Source organism: Rhodobacter sp. 24-YEA-8, assembly GCF_900105075.1.
Taxonomy (GTDB): domain Bacteria; phylum Pseudomonadota; class Alphaproteobacteria; order Rhodobacterales; family Rhodobacteraceae; genus Pseudogemmobacter.
In genome coordinates this window covers 2597052-2616738 of sequence record NZ_FNSK01000001.1, presented here as the reverse complement: position 1 = coordinate 2616738, position 19687 = coordinate 2597052, and the positions used below count along the sequence as shown (strand labels likewise).

General features: G+C 60.9%; 15 protein-coding genes. 3 read left to right on the top strand and 12 right to left on the bottom strand.

Going from position 1 to position 19687, the window contains the following annotated elements; all coding sequences use genetic code 11:
• Positions 1-61: 61 nt before the first annotated feature.
• A complete protein-coding gene (locus BLW25_RS12740) occupies positions 62-901 on the bottom strand; it encodes an ABC transporter permease (protein WP_171909548.1) in 840 nt (279 codons plus the stop codon).
• A 120-nt stretch (positions 902-1021) separates the two neighbouring features.
• On the opposite strand from BLW25_RS12740, the gene BLW25_RS12735 reads away from it, so the two are divergent.
• The 3 genes from BLW25_RS12735 to BLW25_RS12725 all read left to right on the top strand — a co-directional run bounded on the left by BLW25_RS12735 (position 1022) and on the right by BLW25_RS12725 (position 3968).
• Positions 1022-2329 (top strand): sugar transporter, encoded by a 1308-nt coding sequence (locus tag BLW25_RS12735; protein WP_171909547.1) that lies wholly within the window; start codon positions 1022-1024, stop codon positions 2327-2329.
• The gene (locus BLW25_RS12730) at positions 2326-2994 is read left to right on the top strand and encodes an ABC transporter ATP-binding protein (RefSeq protein ID WP_092899593.1); all 669 of its coding nucleotides are present in this window, start codon (positions 2326-2328) and stop codon (positions 2992-2994) included. The genes BLW25_RS12735 and BLW25_RS12730 overlap by 4 nt, the downstream gene beginning before the upstream one ends.
• A 68-nt stretch (positions 2995-3062) precedes the next feature.
• Positions 3063-3968, top strand: a complete 906-nt coding sequence (locus BLW25_RS12725; protein ID WP_171909546.1) for a glycosyltransferase family 2 protein — start codon at positions 3063-3065, stop codon at positions 3966-3968.
• A gap of 505 nt (positions 3969-4473) precedes the next feature.
• Here BLW25_RS12725 and BLW25_RS12720 read toward each other — a convergent pair.
• The 11 genes from BLW25_RS12720 to BLW25_RS12670 all read right to left on the bottom strand — a co-directional run bounded on the left by BLW25_RS12720 (position 4474) and on the right by BLW25_RS12670 (position 19685).
• Positions 4474-7626: an FkbM family methyltransferase gene (locus BLW25_RS12720; RefSeq protein ID WP_171909545.1), complete on the bottom strand. Its 3153-nt coding sequence runs from the start codon at positions 7624-7626 to the stop codon at positions 4474-4476.
• 43 nt (positions 7627-7669) lie between these two features.
• Positions 7670-8788: a DegT/DnrJ/EryC1/StrS family aminotransferase gene (locus BLW25_RS12715; protein ID WP_092899588.1), complete on the bottom strand. Its 1119-nt coding sequence runs from the start codon at positions 8786-8788 to the stop codon at positions 7670-7672.
• 13 nt (positions 8789-8801) lie between these two features.
• A complete protein-coding gene (locus BLW25_RS12710) occupies positions 8802-9707 on the bottom strand; it encodes a DapH/DapD/GlmU-related protein (protein WP_092899586.1) in 906 nt (301 codons plus the stop codon).
• 1 nt (position 9708) lies between these two features.
• Entirely contained in the window at positions 9709-10680 is a 972-nt protein-coding gene (locus BLW25_RS12705; RefSeq protein WP_092899584.1) for a Gfo/Idh/MocA family protein, read from the bottom strand.
• A gap of 10 nt (positions 10681-10690) precedes the next feature.
• Positions 10691-11998 carry a nucleotide sugar dehydrogenase gene (locus tag BLW25_RS12700; RefSeq protein ID WP_092899582.1) on the bottom strand — a complete coding sequence of 436 codons (1308 nt, stop codon included), beginning with the start codon at positions 11996-11998 and terminating at the stop codon, positions 10691-10693.
• A 366-nt stretch (positions 11999-12364) separates the two neighbouring features.
• A complete protein-coding gene (locus BLW25_RS25245; protein WP_092899580.1) occupies positions 12365-15937 on the bottom strand; it encodes a M10 family metallopeptidase C-terminal domain-containing protein in 3573 nt (1190 codons plus the stop codon).
• 27 nt (positions 15938-15964) lie between these two features.
• Positions 15965-16552, bottom strand: a complete 588-nt coding sequence (locus BLW25_RS23985) for a hypothetical protein (protein WP_143040506.1) — start codon at positions 16550-16552, stop codon at positions 15965-15967.
• Positions 16553-16597: 45 nt separating this feature from the next.
• Complete coding sequence (locus BLW25_RS12685; RefSeq protein ID WP_092899576.1) at positions 16598-17152, bottom strand: hypothetical protein; 555 nt, start codon at positions 17150-17152, stop codon at positions 16598-16600.
• A 105-nt stretch (positions 17153-17257) separates the two neighbouring features.
• A complete protein-coding gene (locus tag BLW25_RS12680) occupies positions 17258-18340 on the bottom strand; it encodes an endonuclease/exonuclease/phosphatase family protein (RefSeq protein ID WP_092899574.1) in 1083 nt (360 codons plus the stop codon).
• Between the two features lie 3 nt (positions 18341-18343).
• The gene (locus BLW25_RS12675; RefSeq protein ID WP_092899572.1) at positions 18344-19057 is read right to left on the bottom strand and encodes a molecular chaperone DjiA; all 714 of its coding nucleotides are present in this window, start codon (positions 19055-19057) and stop codon (positions 18344-18346) included.
• Positions 19058-19157: 100 nt separating this feature from the next.
• On the bottom strand, positions 19158-19685 hold the full coding sequence (locus BLW25_RS12670) for a GNAT family N-acetyltransferase (RefSeq protein ID WP_092899570.1): 528 nt from the start codon (positions 19683-19685) through the stop codon (positions 19158-19160).
• Between the last annotated feature and the right edge of the window lie 2 nt (positions 19686-19687).

The window sequence follows — 19687 nt, the reverse complement described above, 5'->3', positions numbered from 1 at the left end:
TGCGATCGCAGGCGCAGGGCAAGGGTGAAATCCGGACGTCTTTATCGCTCATGCGTATCATCTAGTTATTCATGATGAACTTGCGCATAGCGCGCATGTTCAGAAGGCCAATAGTAATGAGCAGCATCATCAGGCAGACGACATAGAGCGGAGAGAGATAGTCACCCTGGTATTCGGGGTAGAACGCCATCCTCATCTCACCCACCACATGAACCAGCGGATTCCACCAGAGAAATACCTGCACCTGTTCGGGCATCGCATCGAAAGAGTAAAAAACGCAGGACAGGAAGAAAATCGGACGGTTCAGGATACTCCACAGGTTTTGCCAGGAGGGGGCCATCTCGAACAGAACCGCGTTGATCAGGCCGATCCCCGTGCCGATCCCCACCGCCATCAGGAGGGAGCCCACGGCCCTGCCGAAATTAATCTGGCTTCCGGTATCCTCAAGCAGCACGATGCCGGTGAAGACGAGGAAAGCCACGGTAAACTGGGTCATGATCAGCAGGATGAGACGGGCGAAGATCACATCCATGAAAGTGACCGCCGGATAGAAAAGCAGCATCCGGTTTGCTTTCAGCGCCGTCGCTATCTGGGCATAACTGTTTGTGTAACACGCAAAGGGAATGAACCCTGTCGCGTAAAACAAAGAGAAACTGGTACCGACAGGCGGCTGTTTGAACAGAATTGAAAAACCAAGCGTCAGCACGACGATACCGCCGACCGGCTCCAGCACGGCCCAGAGGTAACCGAGCCTAGATCTCCCGAACGTCGTGATCATTTCCCGGACGAGCAAAGCCAGAATTACACGCAGACTCTGAAATCTGAGGCGAAAGTCGCCACTTTCGTGAAGTTCTGGAGTTTTGGTAAGCGGAACCATGCCCGGATTCGGCTGGTCGGTCATCTCGATTTTCTCGATCCTGATGTCCAGACTTGCTAACAGGCCCCTGCAACGTTTACAAGCGTAGATCAGGCAAGTGGGTGCAGTCAACGCCCCGCGGATGGTATTGAGGAAGGGACAGCTGTGGCTGCTGAACCTGTTATCCGTGCCCCCCTTCGGGTGCTTACGGAAAATCCCGCTCTCCCGGCGCCGGTTCATGCTCCGGTCAATGACCCGGTTATTCGCGCTGTCAGGCCGATCCCGGCCGTGGTGCCCGGGCCGGGCCAGTCTCCCACGCCAGGCCCGTCGCCCACAGTGGTGAAAAAGCCAAAAGTCATGGCGACGGCACAGCCCGCCCGGCTGCGGCGGCGGCATCTGGCAGTTCTTGTCGCCTTTTTCGCGATTGTTCTGCTGCCGGTGACACTCGTTGCTGGGTATCTCTATCTGATCGCGGCGGATCAGTATTCCTCCCAAATGTCTTTCTCGCTGCGCTCCGAACAGCACGTGAACCCGCTTGAGGCGCTCAGCGGTCTGGGGCAGATCGCGACCGGCTCTTCTTCCGACTCTGAGATCGTTCACGAATATCTCAGCAGCCAGAAAATCGTTGAAGATATCAATAAAGACCTGGACCTTCGGGCGATTTTTGGCCGTGATCGGGGAGACAGGTATTTCACCCTTCCTGACGGGGCCAGCATCGAAGAGATGCGCGATTACTGGAAGCGTATGATCTCTGTGCGGCTGGAAAAGGGCAGCGGTGTCCTGCGCATCGAAAGCCTCGCATTCACGCCCCAGGAGGCCCAGGCCATCAATGGCGCCATTCTGCGCGAAACCCAGGCACTGACCGACCGGCTGAGCCTGATTGCCCGTGAAGATGCCCTGCGCTATGCCGAGGTCGACCTCGAAGAGTCACGGGAGCGCCTGAAAGCGGCACGCGGTAATCTGAGCACCTTCCGCGCAACCACCAATATCATTGACCCGACGCTGGATCTCGCGAGCAATGGCGGCGTCATGGGCATCTTGCAGCAGCAGCTGGTAGAGGCCCTGCTGGCCAAGGACATGCTGCTTTCCAACAATCCGCCAGAGAGCGATCCGCGGATCGGCCAGTCAGATTCCCGTATCGCGGCCATTCGCAAGCGGATCGACGAAGAGCGCAACTCGGTAAGCGATGGCGACACTTCAAGCCTTGTGCAGATCGTGGGAACCTTCGAGGCGTTGACCGTAGAGCGGGAATTCGCCGAGAAGGCGTTTCTCTCTGCCACTGCGGCCTATGATATCGCGCGCGCCGAAGCCGAACGCCGCAGCCGCTATGTTGCCGTCCATATCGAGCCGACTTTGGCCGACAGTCCTCTGTATCCGCGTCGGGCGATGATCACCGGGATTTTTGCCGCGATCTGTCTGCTGGGATGGGCGCTGCTGGTGATGATCGGCTATTCTCTGCGGGACCGGGGATGATCGTTCTCAAAGGGGTGACCAAAGCATTTCGTCGCGGACACAGGCTGAATTACGTGGCCCGCAACATCAATGCTGTCTTCCCCTCGCGCACTTCGGTTGCGCTCCTGGGCCGCAACGGTGCCGGAAAATCCACATTGCTCAAAGTCATTGGCGGCACCATGCGGCCCGACAGCGGCAAGGTTATGAGCAGCGGCCGGATTTCCTGGCAGATCGGCTTTGCCGGCAGTTTTCACCCGGATCTGACCGGGACACAGAATACCCGCTTCATTGCCCGGATCTATGGGGTCGACAGCGACAGTCTGGCGCGCAGCGTCGCGGATTTCGCCGAGCTTGGCGACAGTTTCGACATGCCATTCCGGACTTACAGTTCGGGGATGCGTGCCCGTTTCGCTTTTGGCGTCTCGATGAGCATCCCCTTCAGCTACTACCTGATCGACGAGGTCACATCCGTCGGTGACGCCTCCTTCCGGGCGAAATGCAACGAAGTGATGGAAGATCGGCTGAGCAATGCCGGGGCCATCGTAGTCTCTCACAACGATACGATGTTGCGCAGCATGTGCAGCGCCGGTGCCGTGCTGGAACGCGGTATCCTGACCTATTACGATGATGTGGATGACGCGATCGCGCATCACAATCGTAACATGCAGGCGCGTCCGGTCGTCTGATCCGGGTGCAGTTGGACATAGCACCAATGACGACGGCAGCTCAGCACTCCTCTTCCGAAGATGAGCCAGTGCTTACGATACTCATGCCGGTGCGCAATGAGGCTGCCTTTCTGAAATCCTGTCTCGCGTCAATAGAACCCCCATCGGGGCTGTTATGTGAGATCGTGCTGGTCGATGACGGCTCCGAGGATGAGAGCGCGGCGATAGCGGCTGATTTCGCAGCCGGGTCGGCGATTCCGATGCAGGTGATCCGCAATGGCCACCGGGGGAAGGCGGGGGCGCTCAATCTGGCATTTCTCGCCGCCAGGGGGGACGCCTTCATTTTCTTCGCCGGCGATGACCTGCTTGTCGGCAGCGCCCTGCCGGCCCGTCTGGCGGCCGTGACAGCCGGCATGACAGCGCGATCCCCCTGTGTCGCGCAATGTCGCTACCGCAGCTTTTCAGACACACATCCCGGGCTGGCCGGTATCCTCTTTCCGCGACCGGGAATGGAGGATCACATCGCAGGCGGCGCGGTCAGTTTCAACCGGGCCTTTGCCGGGCGCTACTTCCCGATTCCAGAACAGCTGCCGAACGAGGACAGCTGGCTGCGGGCATTGGCGATAGCGCTGGATCTGCAGGTGGTTCCGCTGGATTGCCTCGGGCTGCATTACCGCATTCACGCCGGAAATTCCGTGGGTCCGCTGCGCAGCTTTGCCGAAGCCGACCGCAATCTGCGCGAGAGGAATGCCGCCTATGCGCTGGCGCTGGAACGCTTTGACCGCGAGATCACCGCGTCCGGGCGACGCCGGCTTGAGGCCATCATCCGCGCCGAAGAACTCCGCAGCCGCGGAAGGTGGCTGGCGCTTCTTTTCATCGGCGGGCTGAGCCGGATCGACAGGGCAATGATGCTGGCCAATTCCACACCCTGGCTTTACGCGCTCAAGACACGCCTGTTGCCAAAGCTGCGCCACTGGATCCGCCGCAGGGTCTGATGATGTGCGCGGGGCCCGCCGCTCTGACGAGGGCCGATAATCCCCGAGAAATGCGGCAATCGCCTCGGGCGTGTTATTTGCCCAGAACACCCGCTCGACACCTTTGACCAGCGGATCGGCCGCGCCGGCACCCTGTTCGCCATCGCTCAGGATCAGCAGATCCTGCCATAAGCCATGTCATCGAATAGTTTCGTCGGCGTGTCGCAGTCGTTGTCATGGATGAGAACGACCCCGCAATCCCTGCAAGCCAGTCGAGGATCGGCTGCCATTCGGCCAGCTTTCTGTCACGGATGACCTTACCCATCTCGAAGAGCTCGGATGGCAGCCGGATACTGCAAATCGCAACGCTCAGCCTGGTCTTGAAGCGCGGGATCTGCGCCGGGCCTGCAAATGGCAGGCTTCTGGAAACTGTATGATCCACCAGAACAAGAGCCGCCAGAAACCGGCACCTGACGTGGTGGCCCGGTCTGTCTCAGGGGATGACCAGGTCATACTGATCTTCACGTCATTCCCTGAGCAATGCGATTTCACGGCGGATAGTGGCATCCAGGCCGCATTGCCTGCGAACACGCTCCGCGCCGGCAGCGCCAATTCTGCCGATCCGCTGCTTGTCATGTGCCAGATCCCAGATCGCATCCGCATAGCCGCGCACATCGTCCGGGCGCACCAGAACAGCGGCTCCCTGACCGGCAAATTCCGGAATACCTGTGACATCGTTCGAGATACAGGCCATGCCCCTGGCCATCGCCTCTCCGAGGCTCACGCCCTGGGTGTCATGCCGCGTCGGGCAGAGAGCAATATCGTGGCTCGCGTAAAGCGCCTTCATTTCGTCGCGGCTGCTGTATTGCTCTTGTAAGGTGACATTGCTCATGCCGCGAAGGAATTCGGTATTCTCGGCGTAAAGCGGACCAAAGCCGCGAATGGTGAAGCTGAGGCGCTCGAATCCAGGGCGATCAGACAGAAGTTTCACGGCTCGGGTCGCAATGTCGCCGGCATAATTGCGCTGCTTGAACGGGCGCAGGAGCAGGATCCTGCCGCTGCCGCGCTGGGCGGCCGGTACGAAACTGTAATAATCCCCATCGATGAAATTGTGGATCACGGAGGAGCGCGTGGGCAGACTGCCGACATCGCGACCGGCGATGCCACGCAGGTAATCTGATACGAAGATCACCCGTATATCGGGATTGGCAAAGGTCGCGCGCGCCGCCTCCCAGCGTTGCCGGTTGGTCAGATCAAGGCTTGCGCGCCGCGTCTCACGTTCCTCGGTGGTGAAGTTGTAAGACAGCCGGCGGATATCGCGCAGCTCAAAACCGTGGAACCAGTAGACCAACCGCTTGCCATCAATATGCTGTGGCAGCAGCTGCTGCATCTGGGGCGATGGCGAATGAACCAGGACTGTGCCCCTGACCGTGCTCAGCCTGCGGGCAAGCGCTTCTGCCTCATGAGCGGGCATCCGGAAAACCGGAACCGTTCCGGTCGGATCCTGCTGCAGGTCGCGGTTGCGCGCGTTCAACTCTATCACACATCCAAGCAGCCCCGCTTCGGCATAGGCATCGACACGGGTCCGGATGAATTCTCCGCCATAAGCGCCATCTCCTGCGGGATAGGCGTTAACCAGCACGATGAAATCCGCTTTCGCCAGCGCTTCGCCAAGCGCGCCCGACTGTTGCTTCGCGGAGGGCAGAGCAAGATCCGGCGTGGCTGCCTCGGAGGCCGTCATGGCCAGAACGGACGCGGGGGCCGGGACCACGCTGCCCGGCAGACTGGCCGGAGGGGGCTGATGCGCGATCGGTCTGTGCAGCGTCGGCGGGTGCGGCTTTGCCCTGCGGCGCAGCCAGTTCCCGAATTTGCGGCGCAATCCGCGGGGGGCAAGAGTGTCCGAGAGCGCGCGCATGACACGTGTGTCGTGAAATCTGAGCACCCCTTCTGCGAAAGCGCTGCCGCCCGTAGTCGGTGCGGGTTTTTCGCTGCCGAGACCAAGACGCTTGCGCAGCACAAGCCTGAAGTGGCGCCGCAGCGATGCGCGTTCCGAGAGTGCCTTGCGGGTTGAAGCCAGGGCTTTCTGGGAACCGACAAGCGCCGTCTGCCGCTTTTCCAGGTCCCTGCGGGCGCCGTTAAGCTCTTTGCGGGTTATGGCATGTGCGGCCTGGAGCTCCAGCTCCATGCGGCGCTTCGCTCCGAGTGCAACATTTTCGCGCTTCAGGGCATAGGCGCGGGCCGCGCTGAGGTCTTCAGCGGCTTGCGCCTGCACGGTTGTCAGACGGTCTTCGAGCTTGCGCAGCGCGTCACTCTGAGCCTCGCTTTTCTTTGCCAGGATGTCGATTTCGGCCTGCGCGGCATCACGCTCCTGCCGGAATGCATCCGCTTGCGCCCGCGCCGCATCGCGCTCGGATCCGAGCGCGGAGAGGCGGGACTGGGCAGCTGCATAAGCCGCCTCGGCGGTCTCCAGCTTTCTTTGAAGGGCGTTCTGCCGCTCCAGCGCGACGATGCCCTCTGCTATGGCCGCATTGCGCTCCGCCGCCGCCGCATTGCGCTCGGCAAGGGCAGCGCTGCGTTCCGTCAACGCAATGCTCCGCTCAGCTTCGAGTTTCTGCTCGGTCGAAAGCTTCGCCGCCTCGGCGATCTGCAGCAGTTGCCGCGTCTCGCCTGCCTCTTTCGCCGCCACTTTCAGCTGGTCCGCCAGCTTGTCGGAGTCCTGCGCGAGGCTGGCAATTTTCAGGTCGCGCTCGCTTGCAATTTTGCCAAGAGCAACGATCTCCTGCTCCACCTTCACGATCTTCGCATCGCGCTCAGCAAGGGTCTCTCTGAACTGCGCATCTTTTTGCGTCGCGGCTTCGGTGGCCTCATTCATGCGCAGGCCCAGATTGTAATACTTGTTGCTGGCCGCGACGAGTGAGCCCCGCGTTTCCGTGTAGCGCTCGTTCAACCTGTAAATCTCGCCTGTCTTTTCAGTTACAACCTCACGCGAATAGGCGGTCAGGCTGGTTTGCTCGGCCGGAATGAAGAGATGAGTCGGCGTGGCGTTGAATTGCGAATGCACGAGGTATTCCATGTCGAGAAGCAGCGCCGATACTTCACGGAACTGCGCCTCATTCTGACATTCGGCGTAGATAACCGGCCGATCACGGGCAATCAGCTTTTTCGCGCCGCGCAAAACCGGGATCTCGAACCCTTCGACATCAATCTTCAGCATACGCACTGGCGCGGGCTTTTTCAGTGAGTCGAGCGGGATCACCGAGATCGTCCCGGCCCCCATCTCAATGCTCTGACCGCCGAGATTTTCGGGAATTTCCTTTACGAAATGCGCATTGCCGCGCCGGTCGCCGACACCGACATTTTTGACAGTGATCAGCTCGGAAAGGTTGTTCAGCCTGGCGCTTTGGCTGATGGCCTCGGCCAGATGGGTATTCGGTTCGAATGCCACAACATGACAGCCAACCCGGCTCGCCAGATACAGCGTGTGATTGCCGACATTCGCGCCGATATCGAAGACAATATCTCCGGGATGCAGCCTTGTTGCCATATCCCGGAGCATGTCCAGCTCATATGGGGTTGCGTTCTGGCGCACAAACTTCTGCACGTAGTCAAGTTCATGATCCGGCAGGTAATGCTTGTAAGTCGTATCACCGTCCGAAATGGTGAAGACATCATCTGCCATCCGTATCCCCTTTCCCATTCCCTGCCGGACCGCCGGCGCCAGATTATGACGCCTCGCGAAGCGCGTTAATGACGCGATCCTGATCAGCTTCGGTCAGATAGGGATGCATGGGAAGGCTGAAAACGCGGCCGGCAAGGCTTTCGGCGACCGGCAGGCCCTTTGGGTCTTTCGGAAAATCCTGATAGGCCGTCTGGGTGTGCAGAGGGCGGGGATAGTAAACCATGCCGGGAATGCCGGCCGCCTTGAGCGCTGCAAGCGCCGCATCGCGTTCGGCTGTGTCTTTTGCCAGCAGCGTATATTGGGCCCAGACCGAGACCATGCCCTCTGGCACCACCGGAACCGCAAAGTGATTGGCCAGTGCATTATTATAGCGCTGTGCCACCCGCTGCCGGCTTTCGATCTCATCCTTATAGATCGCCAGCTTTTCCAGCAGAATCGCAGCCTGCAGCGTGTCGAGCCGCGAGTTCAGGCCGATGCGCACATTGTCATATTTGTCACTGCCTTTGCCATGAACCCGGAGCGAGTCGAGCAGCTTCGCGAGCTCATCGTCATTGGTGAACACCGCACCGCCATCGCCATAGCAGCCCAGCGGTTTCGCCGGGAAGAAAGAGGTGGTGGCGATGGTTCCGATGGAGCCGGTGCGGCGCCCCTTATAAAGACCGCCATAGCCCTGGGCGCTGTCGGCCACGATCCAGATGCCTTCGCGTTCGGCAATCGCCTCGATCGCGTCGTAATCGGCGGGCAGGCCGAAAAGGTCGACCGGAATGATGCCGGCGGGGCGCAGACCCTGACGCTTTGCTTCGGCGATGGCGCGTTCGAGGCTGGCGGGGTCCATGTTGAAGCTGGTTTCCAGCACATCGACAAAGACCGGCTTGGCCCCGAAAAGCGGCACGATCTCGGCGGTGGCGGCGAAGGTGAATGTCGGGCAGAAGACCGCGTCCCCGGCCGAAGCCCCAAGCGCCATCAGGGCCAGTTGCAGCGCATCGGTCCCATTGGCGCAGCCAAGCGCGTGTCTGACCCCCGAAAAGGCGGCGAGCTGCGACTCCAGTTCTTTCACTTCCGGGCCCATGATATAGCCGCCATGCGCCAGCACAGCCTGGATCCGGCTGTCGATCCTGTCCTTGATCCGTGCCTGCTGCGCGGCGAGGTCGATGAACTGCATGGTGAGCCCCTGTCTATCTGTAATCGCGAATGAGTTTCAGCCAGTTGTCATGCGGCATGGCGAAGTTTCCGGTGACCCTGGTGCCGTCTTCGACATCGCGGGTGACCACAGCGCCAAGGCTGATTGTTGCCTTGCGGCCGATGCGCAAGCCGTTGGATATGGTGCAGTTCGGCCCAAGATAGGCGTCATCGCCGATTTCGACCCGGCCCGAAATATCGCAACAGGCGCAGATCGTCACCCGCTCGCCGATAACACAGTCATGCGCGATATAGGTCTGGGCGTCGATCTTGGTTTCGGCCCCGATGTGGTTAAAGCCGCCAAAAGTCGAACGCGCGATGGTGCAGCCGGGCAGAAGGCTTACATTGTCGCCGATCCTGACGCCGCCCGCCTGGCGCAAAAGCGCTTTCGGGCTGACGCCCACTTTTTGCTCAAAGGCCTCCATCCCGATCACCACGGTCGCACCGATCTGGCAGTTTGCGCCGATCAGGCTGCGCTCCAGAATGACGGCATTCGGGCCGATGACTGTTCCTGCGCCGATCCGCACATTCTTTGGCGCGACGAAGGCTCCGGGCATGATGATGGCGGCCGGGTCGATTTCGCTGGGAAAGTCGGTCCAGAGAAAGCCGGGCAGATCGCAGAGATATTCATGCACAGCCATCGCGGTGGCAACAGGCTGACCCGAGAGGATAACCCCGGCTGCCTGCGGCACAGAAGCGGCGAGATCTTCGGGCACGACATAGGCTGCGATGCCGTTTTCTCTGGCGGCATCTGTCAGATGGACGGCTTTGCCTGCTGGCACCAGCCGGGCGTCGAGCCGCGTCGGCACTTTGCCGACACAGGCGATTTCGCCGTCACGCCAGAGAGTAAGCCCCAGATCCGCAGCGATGCGCGAAAGCCTGATGCGATTGCCGGTAAACATCTCAGTGACCGGCTTTGATCGCTTGCGAGGCGCGCTCCAGCACGTCGATCACTGCGAGGCCCTCGGCCCCGTCGGTGCGAGCGGCGCGGCCCTGCGCGATGGCCGCGACAAATTCGCGGCATTCATCCTTAAGTGGCTCGCCCCTCGGCACTGCGACATATTCCGCCGGAACCGATTCAGGGATCGGCACCGGGCCGCTGGTGTCGATCTGGTGGCGGTAGAGCGCGAGCTTACGGTCCCAGTCGGGCTGGCTGTCCTCAAACACCGCCATGCCGGTGCTGCCAACGACCACCAGGCGCTGTTCCTTGAAAGGATGGCTCCAGGAGGTGAAGACATGCGCACGCAGCCCATCGCCGAAACCGATCTGGCAGGTGGCCATATCAGCAATTCCGGGGCTGACGAAAGCCGCCGCCTGAGCCGAGACCTGCGCGACCGGCCGGTTCGCCAGCGCAAGGATCATCGAGATATCATGCGGCGCAAAGGACCAGAGGACATCCTCTTCGACGCGGAACTTCCCAAGCGAGAGCCGGTTCGAATAGATATAGCGCAGTTCACCCAGATCCCCGGAATGCACGCGGTCGCGCAGCGCCACGAAGATCGGGTGGTATTGCAGCAGGTGACCGACCATCAGCACGCGGTCCGCCTGCGCTGCCGCGCCAATCATCTGCCGGCATTCCGCAGCCGTCAGGGCCATCGGCTTTTCGACATAGACATGCTTACCGGCCGCCAGTGCCCTTGCGGCAAGGCCGGCATGAGTTTCGGCCGGGGTGGCGAAGGAAAGGCCCTGGGTTTCCGGATCGGCCAGAACCTCGTCCAGCGTTCTCGCGGGCACGCCGTGCTGGGCCGAGATCGCCGTTGCCGTGGCAGGGTGGTCATCGACGATTGCGCCGAGCGCGCCGATTTCGGCGAAGTTCCGGGCAAGGTTCTTGCCCCAGTAGCCGCAGCCGATCTGCGCTATTTTCACATCCGACATCGAAGTCCCCTTACGCGCGGCTTATATTCTCGGCGACCTGACCACGATATTTGCCCCTGGTATCAATCAGAAGGCGCGCATTTTCGCGGATCATCTCATAATCGAAATCGCTGTGATCGGTCAGCAGCACGACCGCGTCATATGAGGCGATCACCTCCGGGCTCAGTGACACAGATTTCAGATCGAACTGATGTTCCCGCATCCTGGGAAAGACCGGCACATTACTGTCTGAATAATCGACCAGAGCCCCCCATTCGCGCAGCCGTTCCATCACGAAAACCGAAGGGCTTTCACGCATGTCATCCACGTCGCGCTTATAGGCGATGCCAAGCGCCAGCACCTTTGCCCCTGCCAGCGATTTCTGCCGCGCGTTCAGCGCCGAAACCAGCCGCGAGATGACATAGTCGGGCATCGCGGCATTGATTTCGCCGGCCAGCTCGATGAAGCGGGTATGCAGCCCGTATTCCCGCGCCTTCCAGGTCAGGTAGAAAGGGTCGATCGGGATGCAGTGACCGCCGATGCCGGGCCCGGGATAGAAGGGGGTGAAGCCGAAGGGCTTGGTCGCCGCCGCGTCGACGACCTCGAAAATATCGAGCCCCATCCGTTCGGCGACGAGCTTCATCTCATTGGCAAGCCCGATATTGACCGAGCGGTGGATATTTTCCAGCAGCTTGACCATCTCGGCGGCGCGGGTCGAGCTGACCGGCACGACGCGGTCGATGAAGGCGCCGTAAAGAGCACTGCCGACATCAAGACAGGCCCGCGTATGGCCGCCGACCACTTTCGGGATGGTCCTTGTGTGGAAGTTGGGATTGCCGGGATCTTCGCGCTCGGGCGAATAGACCAGGAAGAAATCATCGCCCGGGATCAGGCCGGCATCGGTGACATAAGGCAGCAGCACTTCGTCGGTCGTGCCGGGCCAGGTGGTGCTTTCGAGCGAGAGAAGCTGGCCCGCCCGCAGATACGGCGCGATACTGTCCATGGTGGCTGTCACGAAGCTCAGATCCGGCTCGCGGAATTTGTTGAGCGGGGTCGGGACGCAGATGAGCAGCGCATCGCATTCGGCGGCGCGGGAAAAGTCAGCTGTCGCTTCGAAGCCGCTTTCGCGCATGGCGGCAATTGCCTGGTGCGGGATATGCTTTATCGGGCTCTGGCCGCTATTCAGCTGCTCTATCCGCTCGGCTGAAACATCAAGACCCAATACCGGAAAGCCGACTTCATTGATGCGCTGCGCGAGTGGTATCCCAACATAGCCGAGGCCGAGGATGCCGATTTTCGCCCGATGGTTCGCGATACTATCTACTAGTTTCTTGATCATAAAACTCTACCTGTCGGTGGCCCTGCTGCCAGAACACCTGATCCCCATTCCGTAAGATCCGGAGCGGCTGCGCAGGAGCAGTATGGAGCCGAAAAGCTGCCTTTCCGGGCAATATACTCTCTGCGCTGTCTCTGCCACCCTGGGGATTTTGACCTGAGCAAAGCTTTGCTTGTGGCCCCGACATTTTCGCAACAACGACGTCGCGCAATGCTTCTACACTGCACCTGTCGCCCGGGGAAATGCGCAGTGTTGAAAGTGCTAACTGCCCGGTTTGGTCAGGAGGTGCTGTCAGAAAGGAATTCGGGTTTGCCGGGTCCCGATGGTCGGGCTGGAAATGTGACCATCGGGACGCGCGCTGCCTGTGGATCAGGTGATCAGGAAGTGACCGGCAGTGAGAGCAGTGTTTGCCGTCACCGTTGCGATCAGCACCATTTCACCCGCGCCAGAGCCATCCGCATCGTAAAAGATCGCGCCGGAACTCTGATTGTAGACGATGCGATGGGCCGCAGTCGTGGCTGCCGCTCCAACCGCAAAGCGCGACGCGTCCAGTGCGCCGACAGTCAGGCTGAAATAGATCGCGTCGTCGAGATGGATGATGTCATCGGCAATGCTGAAGTCACTGATGAGATCGGCATTTGCCACGCCCGGTGCCGTGTTGAACACGAACACATCCCTTCCCGCGCCGCCGATGAGGGTGTCATTGCCCTCACGACCATAGAGCGTGTCATTCCCAGCCCCGCCAGAGATCATGTTGTTCCCGGCATCGCCCAGAAGCACGTCATTATAGGCCGATCCGACGAGATCCTCGATCTCGAAATAGCGGTCTCCGGCAGCAAAGCCGGTATTGCTGCCCGGTGATTGCAGATCGGCCCGAACGGCGGCGGTCGCGTCACCGTAATGTGCCCGGTCACGGCCCGCGCCGCCATAGAGCAAGTCTGCCCCGGCGCCGCCATAGAGCCAGTCATCTCCGTCGCCTCCGTAAAGCGTGTCATTGCCATCGCGGCCGTAGATCGCATCAATGCCGCCGGCGCCCTGGATCATGTTGTTGCCGGCATCCCCCAGCAGCGTGTCGTTATAGGCCGACCCGACAAGATCCTCGATCTCGAAGAAGCGGTCTCCGGCAGCAAAACCGCTGTTCAGACCCTGCGATTGCAGATCGGCCCGAACGGCTGCAGTCGCGTCGCCATAAAGCGCCCGGTCGCGGCCGGCACCACCATAGAGCCAGTCGGCTCCATCGCCGCCATAAAGCCAGTCATCTCCGTCGCCACCGTAAAGCGTGTCATTGCCCGCGCGGCCATAGATAACATCAATGCCGCCTGCGCCCTGGATCATGTTGTTGCCGGCATCCCCCATGAGCGTGTCGTTATAAGCCGATCCGGCAAGATCCTCGATCTCGAAGAAGCGGTCTCCGGCGGCAATGCCGGTGTTGTTGCCCGGTGATTGCAGATCGACCCGAACGGCTGCAATCGCGTCGCCATAATGCGCCCGGTCACGACCTGCGCCACCATAGAGCCAGTCGGCACCATCGCCGCCATAGAGCCAGTCATCGCCATCGCCGCCGTAAAGCGTGTCATTGCCTGCGCGGCCATAGATCGCATCAATGCCGCCTGCGCCCTGGATCATGTTGTTGCCGGCATCCCCCAGGAGCGTGTCGTTATAGGCCGACCCGACAAGATCCTCGATCTCGAAGAAGCGGTCTCCGGCAGCAAAGCCGGTATTGCTGCCCGGCGATTGCAGATCGACCCGAACGGCTGCAGTCGCGTCGCCATAATGCGCCCGGTCACGGCCCGCGCCACCATAGAGCCAGTCGGCACCATCGCCGCCATAAAGCCAGTCATCGCCATCGCCGCCATAAAGCGTGTCATTGCCTGCGCGGCCATAGATCACGTCGACGCCTGCTGCGCCCAGGATCATATTGCCGGATGCATCGCCCAGCAGCGTGTCGTTATAGGCGGTGCCGGCCAAATCCTCGATGCTGAAATACTGGTCGCCGGCCGCAGCGCCGCTGTTGTTTGTCGGCACCTGCAGATCGGCCCGCACCGCCGCAGTCGCTTCGCCGTAATGGGCGCGGTCACGGCCCGCGCCGCCGTAAAGGTGGTCAGCGCCCGCGCCGCCGTAAAGCCAGTCGTCGCCGTCACCACCGTAGAGGCTGTCATTACCGAGATTGCCGTAGAGCACATCTGCTCCGCCGAGCCCGTAAATGATGTCATTTCCGGCAAGACCATTGATCGTGTCATTGCCGGCTGTGCCGGTCAGTGTGTCATTCCCCGCCGTGGGTGTGTTGGGCCCGCCACTTTCGATAAGTGCCAGAATCTGTGCCAGGGTCAGGGTTACGTTCGTGAACTGAAAATTCTCGACGCCGATAAAAGTGTCGACCCCCATACTGGAGGTGATCACCACCTGGGACGCATTGCCGGTGACAGTGATCGAGCCTGAGGCCACGCCCATCACCGCTGTATCGGTGCCCGCGCCGCCGATGATCGTATCATTTCCAGCCCCCGCGTTCAGGAGGTCGTTGCCCGATCCGCCTTCAAGCCGGTTGGCTTCTGCATTCCCGATGATGGTATCATTTCCGCTGCCGCCAATAGCGTTTTCGATCACAGTGCCGCGCGCGATCACCACATTGCCGGTGCCGCCGCCAATATTCGAATATTGAAGCGCGACGAGAGAGATAAACTGGTTCTGGTCGAATACAGAGAAATTAAGCGTATCATTCCCGCCAGTGTCATAAACGGTGAAGGCAAAGTCGTTGCCCGCATAGATGAGGGGGTCTGCCGCCGTCAGGCCGCCCCACATGTTCAGCAATTGCTGGAAGTAACCGCCAATATTGCCGCCCGGCCCCCAGATCGTGTTGCCCGGTTGATAGCCCAGCGATCCCGCGCCATAGAGATTCTGGATTGCGATGATATCAGCAGGCATGATCGTCGCGAGATAGGCGTATGCCGCCGGATCATTCGGGTTATTTTCCTGATTGAAATAGGACATGATCGTGGCCGACCAGCTGTCGTTATCGTAAAGGTTGTTAGTGCCCCAGACTGCTGTCCCGTTATAGGGCCCGGCATGTCCGAGGCCGAGCGCATGGCCGATCTCGTGGATATAGGTCTGCACCATATATCCGTTGAGGTTCAGAGTATCCCAGCTGTCATGGACGTTGATAAAGGAATTGATGATCCTGTTGCCTGTCATATCGGACCAGGCATAGGCACCGCTGACATCGGCATCGTTAAAGGTCAGGTCGGCGGCCACCTGAACCGTCAGCTCATATGAACCGGTGCGCGTGCTATAATCCCGGGCCACAAGATAATAGGTGCCGGTGGTGGGCGCGGTGAAGGTGATATATTCGCCTGCCGCGGCGGAAGAGGGATCGTCGGCACTGCTGATCAGAGCGCCGGTGCCGTTGCGAAGTTCCAGATAGGGATCAATCGTGGACCCGCCGGATCGCGACAGCGAGATCATGTAGGTCTGCCCGGCGACAAGCGTAACCCGATAGAAATCGTTATCGTTTACTGAGCCGATGGTTCCCTGAATGACAGTATTGGTGCCGATTGCGGTGGCAGTCCCGGTGCTGCCGCCCACATCGGTGGTCTCGGTGAAACTCGACGGCACCACGCCAACATTCACGAAACTGATACCGGTCGCTGCGCTCCAGACATCCAGCGAATATTCGACAATTGCCGCCGCCAGCGGCGAGAGCATCGATGTGCTATAGGTGAGAATGCGCGCGGCGCTGATATCGAAAGCGCGCCAGGATCCGCCGTTAAAGCCCCAGTATCCGTCGGTCAGATAGCCGGCGATCTGGTCAAGTGTATAGGGCGCCGAACTGCCATTGCCGGCGGGAAGAGCCGGCAGTGTGCCGCCGGCAGATCCGCCGGTATGAGTATCAAGGATGGATAGCAGGTCTGCCGGAGTGTCGGACTGGGTGGAGCACAAAAAGCACATTCTGATCTCCGAAATAAATGAACTGTGTCAGCCTGCCGGCACAATATCTGCGATGGCACGGCGGTAGACGTTGTTTCTCAATTGTGGCGTCAGTTTGCGATCCATGGCGGAAACGGAGAAATTTTCTGTTTCCAGTCTCGTGCCATCCGCGCCGGTCAGGCTGAGGACCAGACTGAGATTATTGTCCGTCGCAAGCAGGATCCGGATCTCGAGTGCGGGCGGAGCGCTGGCGCCGTCCGCAAGGGTAAAGCCATATTGCGGATGCGAGGTCTGCAGCAGGGCCAGCAGCTCTGAGCAGGCGATACGGCCTGCATCTCCATCTGTCCGCCCCGCGATGGTGCAGTAAACTGAGGTCGTCGTGGTCATGGAATCCGCCGCCACCTTGTGCACCATATTGTTTATGACCAGGTCCCCGGTCTGGGCGCCAACTGAAAAAGCTGAAAGCGGAATTGCCAGTCCGAATATTACAGCAAGTCTGGCGCCGTCTTTCAGGGCTGACCAACGGTGGGGGCGGGCTTGTTTTGATAGGCAACAGGCGGGACGCATCCGTTTGGCACCTTGCTCAACAGCGGCACGAAGCACCGGGATAGTTATTTCTTTCGGTGATTCGATCAACGGCAGAATTCTGACCGGATGGTGGTTGCGCCATCTGCTGCTGTCTCAGAGCTCCACCTCGCCATTCGGGCCGGGCAATGGCGGCCAGTTGCGCGGCTTTGGTGCATCTTTGGGCGTCTCCGGCGGTGTGACTTCGGGCCGGGTGTCGTCGCGCCGGCCAGGGGGCAGCGGATCCTTCCGGCGTATCAGGATATCGCCGTTGTCGAGCATCACCGGCATCTCGTAATTCTGTACGTCCTTCATCAGCCGCGCCAGCTCGCGCAGCTGCGGGCCGAGCGCACCGATCTGCGCCTCAAGCTCCGGCATGATCTCGCGGACAGCGCCTTCAAGCTCGGTGATGGAGGGCTCCATCTCGCTCATCAGCCCGCGGAAAAGGAGCTTTGCCCCTTCTTCGATCAGCGAAAAGCCCTTTTCGGTTTCCGCCTCGCGCGGGCCGGTTCCGGTTTCGGCCTCGGCATGAGCCGGGCGCAGATGCGGCAAAGGCAGTGGCGCCATGGCCAGCAGGAAGAGCGCGAGACCGATATTGCGCAGCCCGACGGCTCTCAGCCCGATACTGCCCGCCCCGCGCCGGACGAAGATGCGCCTGAAAATGCTGGCCATTTGGGGTCCTTTCCTGAGGGACGCGAACAGGGGCAGGATAAGTATCGCGCGCGCCTTGCCGGTCGCGCAATTCACAACTCGCTGCGGCGGCGGGCTGTCGCCTGCTCAGAGGGCCAGATCAACTGTGACAGGAAAATGATCCGAGGCCTGAAGCAGCGCCTCGCGCAGCTCTGGCAGGGCCATGATGCGGGGATCCTGGAACGGGTGCCAGATCCGCCATTCCGGTTCCGGGACCATCAGCCCCGGAGAGACCATGACGAAATCCAGCAGCGCCTCGAACCAGCGCTTTTGCGGCGCGAGGTAAAACCGTGCCGTGGTCGGGCAAAAGCCAAAACGCGAACACAGCGCCATATCGGCATTGGGGTCAAAGAGCCGCTGCGCCGGATCGCGATCCTGACCCAGCACGATCTCGACCCCGCTGCGGCCAAAGAGCTTTTCAAATTCATCGAGCCCCGGGCCATCGTTGAAATCGCCCAATACGATGATGTCCTCGCCCCGCGTCAGATGTTCGGTGACGCGTTCGCGGATCCAGATACATTGTGCCAGCTGCTTGCGGCGGTTTTCGATAGAGATGCGGATGCGCGAGGCCTCATTCGTCGCACCATGCGGGTTTTTCGATTTCGCATGGACACCGATCAGCCGCAGGCTGCGCCCGGTGGGAAGGGTCAGCACCAGCTCCAGCGGCGGTTTGGCAAAGCGGATGGTGTCGGGCGTATGATCGGTGTCGAGATCATAGCGGAAAGTGCCGTCAAAGCGCGGCGCTTCGGTGGTCTCGCCCGCGGGCCCGCGTTTGCCGGTTGGCTCGCCGATCGGGTCATGATGCGCCTGCATTCGGTCGGGGTCATAGAGAAAGGCGATTTCCTGTTCGGTTTCCGATGAAAACCCATGCACCACGCGGCGCGCCCGGAGCCCGTACTTTTGCGCGAACCATTCCAGTGCGCGCACGGTCGACCGTTTCGACGTGGTGTCCGGCCCCTCGATGATCATGATCCCGTCGGCATCCAGCGCGGTGAACACGAGCCCGAGCGCGCCCAGCTGCGCACCGCGGCTGATTCCATAGCGGGCCGAGGGCTGGTGATCCTCATAGCCGCGCCCGGAATCGTCGAAGAGCCGGTCGAACCATTCGACATTCCAGGTGGCGATGCGCAGTCCCGGACGCCTGGCAGGGAGGGGGGCAGCGGCTGGCATCGCTCAGGCCGCTTCGCGCCCGGAAAGTTCCTCCCAGGCGGCATTGATGGCGATAAGCCGGCGTTCGGCCAGATGCACCGCTTCGGGTGGCACGCCGCGCGCGGTCATCACATCGGGATGGGTGTCGCGGACCAGCCGTTTCCAGGCGGTGCGGGCCATGTCGATACTGGCGCCATGCGGGATGCCCAGCACATCATGCGGATCGCGCGGCGCGCCTTCGACCAGACGCGCGCGGACCGCGTTGAAACAGCCGTCATCCAGCCCGAAAATGCCAGCGACATGGCGCAGGAAATCATCTTCGCCCGGGTGGTAATTGCCATCGGCCAGCGCGATCTGGAACAGTGCCTCAAGCACATCAAGCAGCACATGGTGGTCATCGGCGCAGAGCCGGCGCTCTTCGGGGTTGAAGAGATACGCGATTTTGCGGGCGTAAGCGTCAAAGCCCGCGATATCCTCGCGCGCGAGGTTGAAGACGCGGGCGGCATGGGCCTCTTCCCCATCGGGAACCGTGAAGATGCGGCGGAAGGCAGTGACCTCTTCGCGCGAGACTTCGCCATCGGCCTTGGCCATTTTGGCGCCAAGGGCGATCACCGCGATGGTGAACCCGATGGATTTCTCGGGGCTGGTTTCGCCGCGCAGGCGTTCAAAAACCACGGAAAGTGGCTCGCCCCGGACAAGGGCGGCAAGGGCTTCGGCAATGCGGGTCCAGATTGACATGCAATCACGATATCGCGGGGAAAAGAGAATGTCCGGTCAGAATAATGCGCCATCACGACATTCTCATATCGCGGACAGACAAAGCTTACGGACCAGAGGTTTACAATTCCTTGGCCAGCAGGATCAGGTCGAGATAGCGGCCGAATTTGAACCCCGCTCCGGGGATGGTGCCGCAATGGCGGTAACCGAGTGCCTCGTGGAAGAGCCGCGCCGAAGGGTTCTCGCCCGAGACCGCCGCGACCATCAGATGTGCCCCCCGCGCTTTCGCATGGGTTTCCACCGCAGCCATCAGGGCGCGCCCCGCCCCGCGCCCGCGGGCTTCGGGGGCGAGGATCACGGTGTGTTCCATGCTGCGGGCATAGCCGGCCCCGGCGCGAAACTGGCTGTAGCTTGCAAATCCAAGCAGATCACCGCCGCTGTCACGGGCGACAAAAAAGCCGTGTCCGGCGGCGTTGCGGTCGCGGATCAGGGCCGCGACCTCGGAGGCGCTGCGCGGCGTAGGGGCAAAGGTGATCGCGGTATCGCGGATCCAGGGCGCCCAGAGTGCGGCAACCGCGGCGCTGTCTTCGGGCACGGCCGCCAGGATGCGCAGATCTGCGGGGGCTGCATCCGGCGCGGTTTCCGGCATCG

Bases quoted from the DNA above. Each gene is read 5' to 3' on its own strand.
- BLW25_RS25245 (WP_092899580.1), bottom strand. From the start codon at position 15,937: ATGTGCTTTTTGTGCTCCACCCAGTCCGACACTCCGGCAGACCTGCTA.
- BLW25_RS12700 (WP_092899582.1), bottom strand. From the start codon at position 11,998: ATGATCAAGAAACTAGTAGATAGTATCGCGAACCATCGGGCGAAAATC.
- BLW25_RS12720 (WP_171909545.1), bottom strand. From the start codon at position 7,626: ATGGCAGATGATGTCTTCACCATTTCGGACGGTGATACGACTTACAAG.
- BLW25_RS12710 (WP_092899586.1), bottom strand. From the start codon at position 9,707: ATGTTTACCGGCAATCGCATCAGGCTTTCGCGCATCGCTGCGGATCTG.
- BLW25_RS12680 (WP_092899574.1), bottom strand. From the start codon at position 18,340: ATGCCAGCCGCTGCCCCCCTCCCTGCCAGGCGTCCGGGACTGCGCATC.
- BLW25_RS12740 (WP_171909548.1), bottom strand. From the start codon at position 901: ATGACCGACCAGCCGAATCCGGGCATGGTTCCGCTTACCAAAACTCCA.
- BLW25_RS12715 (WP_092899588.1), bottom strand. From the start codon at position 8,788: ATGCAGTTCATCGACCTCGCCGCGCAGCAGGCACGGATCAAGGACAGG.
- BLW25_RS12730 (WP_092899593.1), top strand. From the start codon at position 2,326: ATGATCGTTCTCAAAGGGGTGACCAAAGCATTTCGTCGCGGACACAGG.
- BLW25_RS12705 (WP_092899584.1), bottom strand. From the start codon at position 10,680: ATGTCGGATGTGAAAATAGCGCAGATCGGCTGCGGCTACTGGGGCAAG.
- BLW25_RS12670 (WP_092899570.1), bottom strand. From the start codon at position 19,685: ATGCCGGAAACCGCGCCGGATGCAGCCCCCGCAGATCTGCGCATCCTG.
- BLW25_RS12675 (WP_092899572.1), bottom strand. From the start codon at position 19,057: ATGTCAATCTGGACCCGCATTGCCGAAGCCCTTGCCGCCCTTGTCCGG.
- BLW25_RS12685 (WP_092899576.1), bottom strand. From the start codon at position 17,152: ATGGCCAGCATTTTCAGGCGCATCTTCGTCCGGCGCGGGGCGGGCAGT.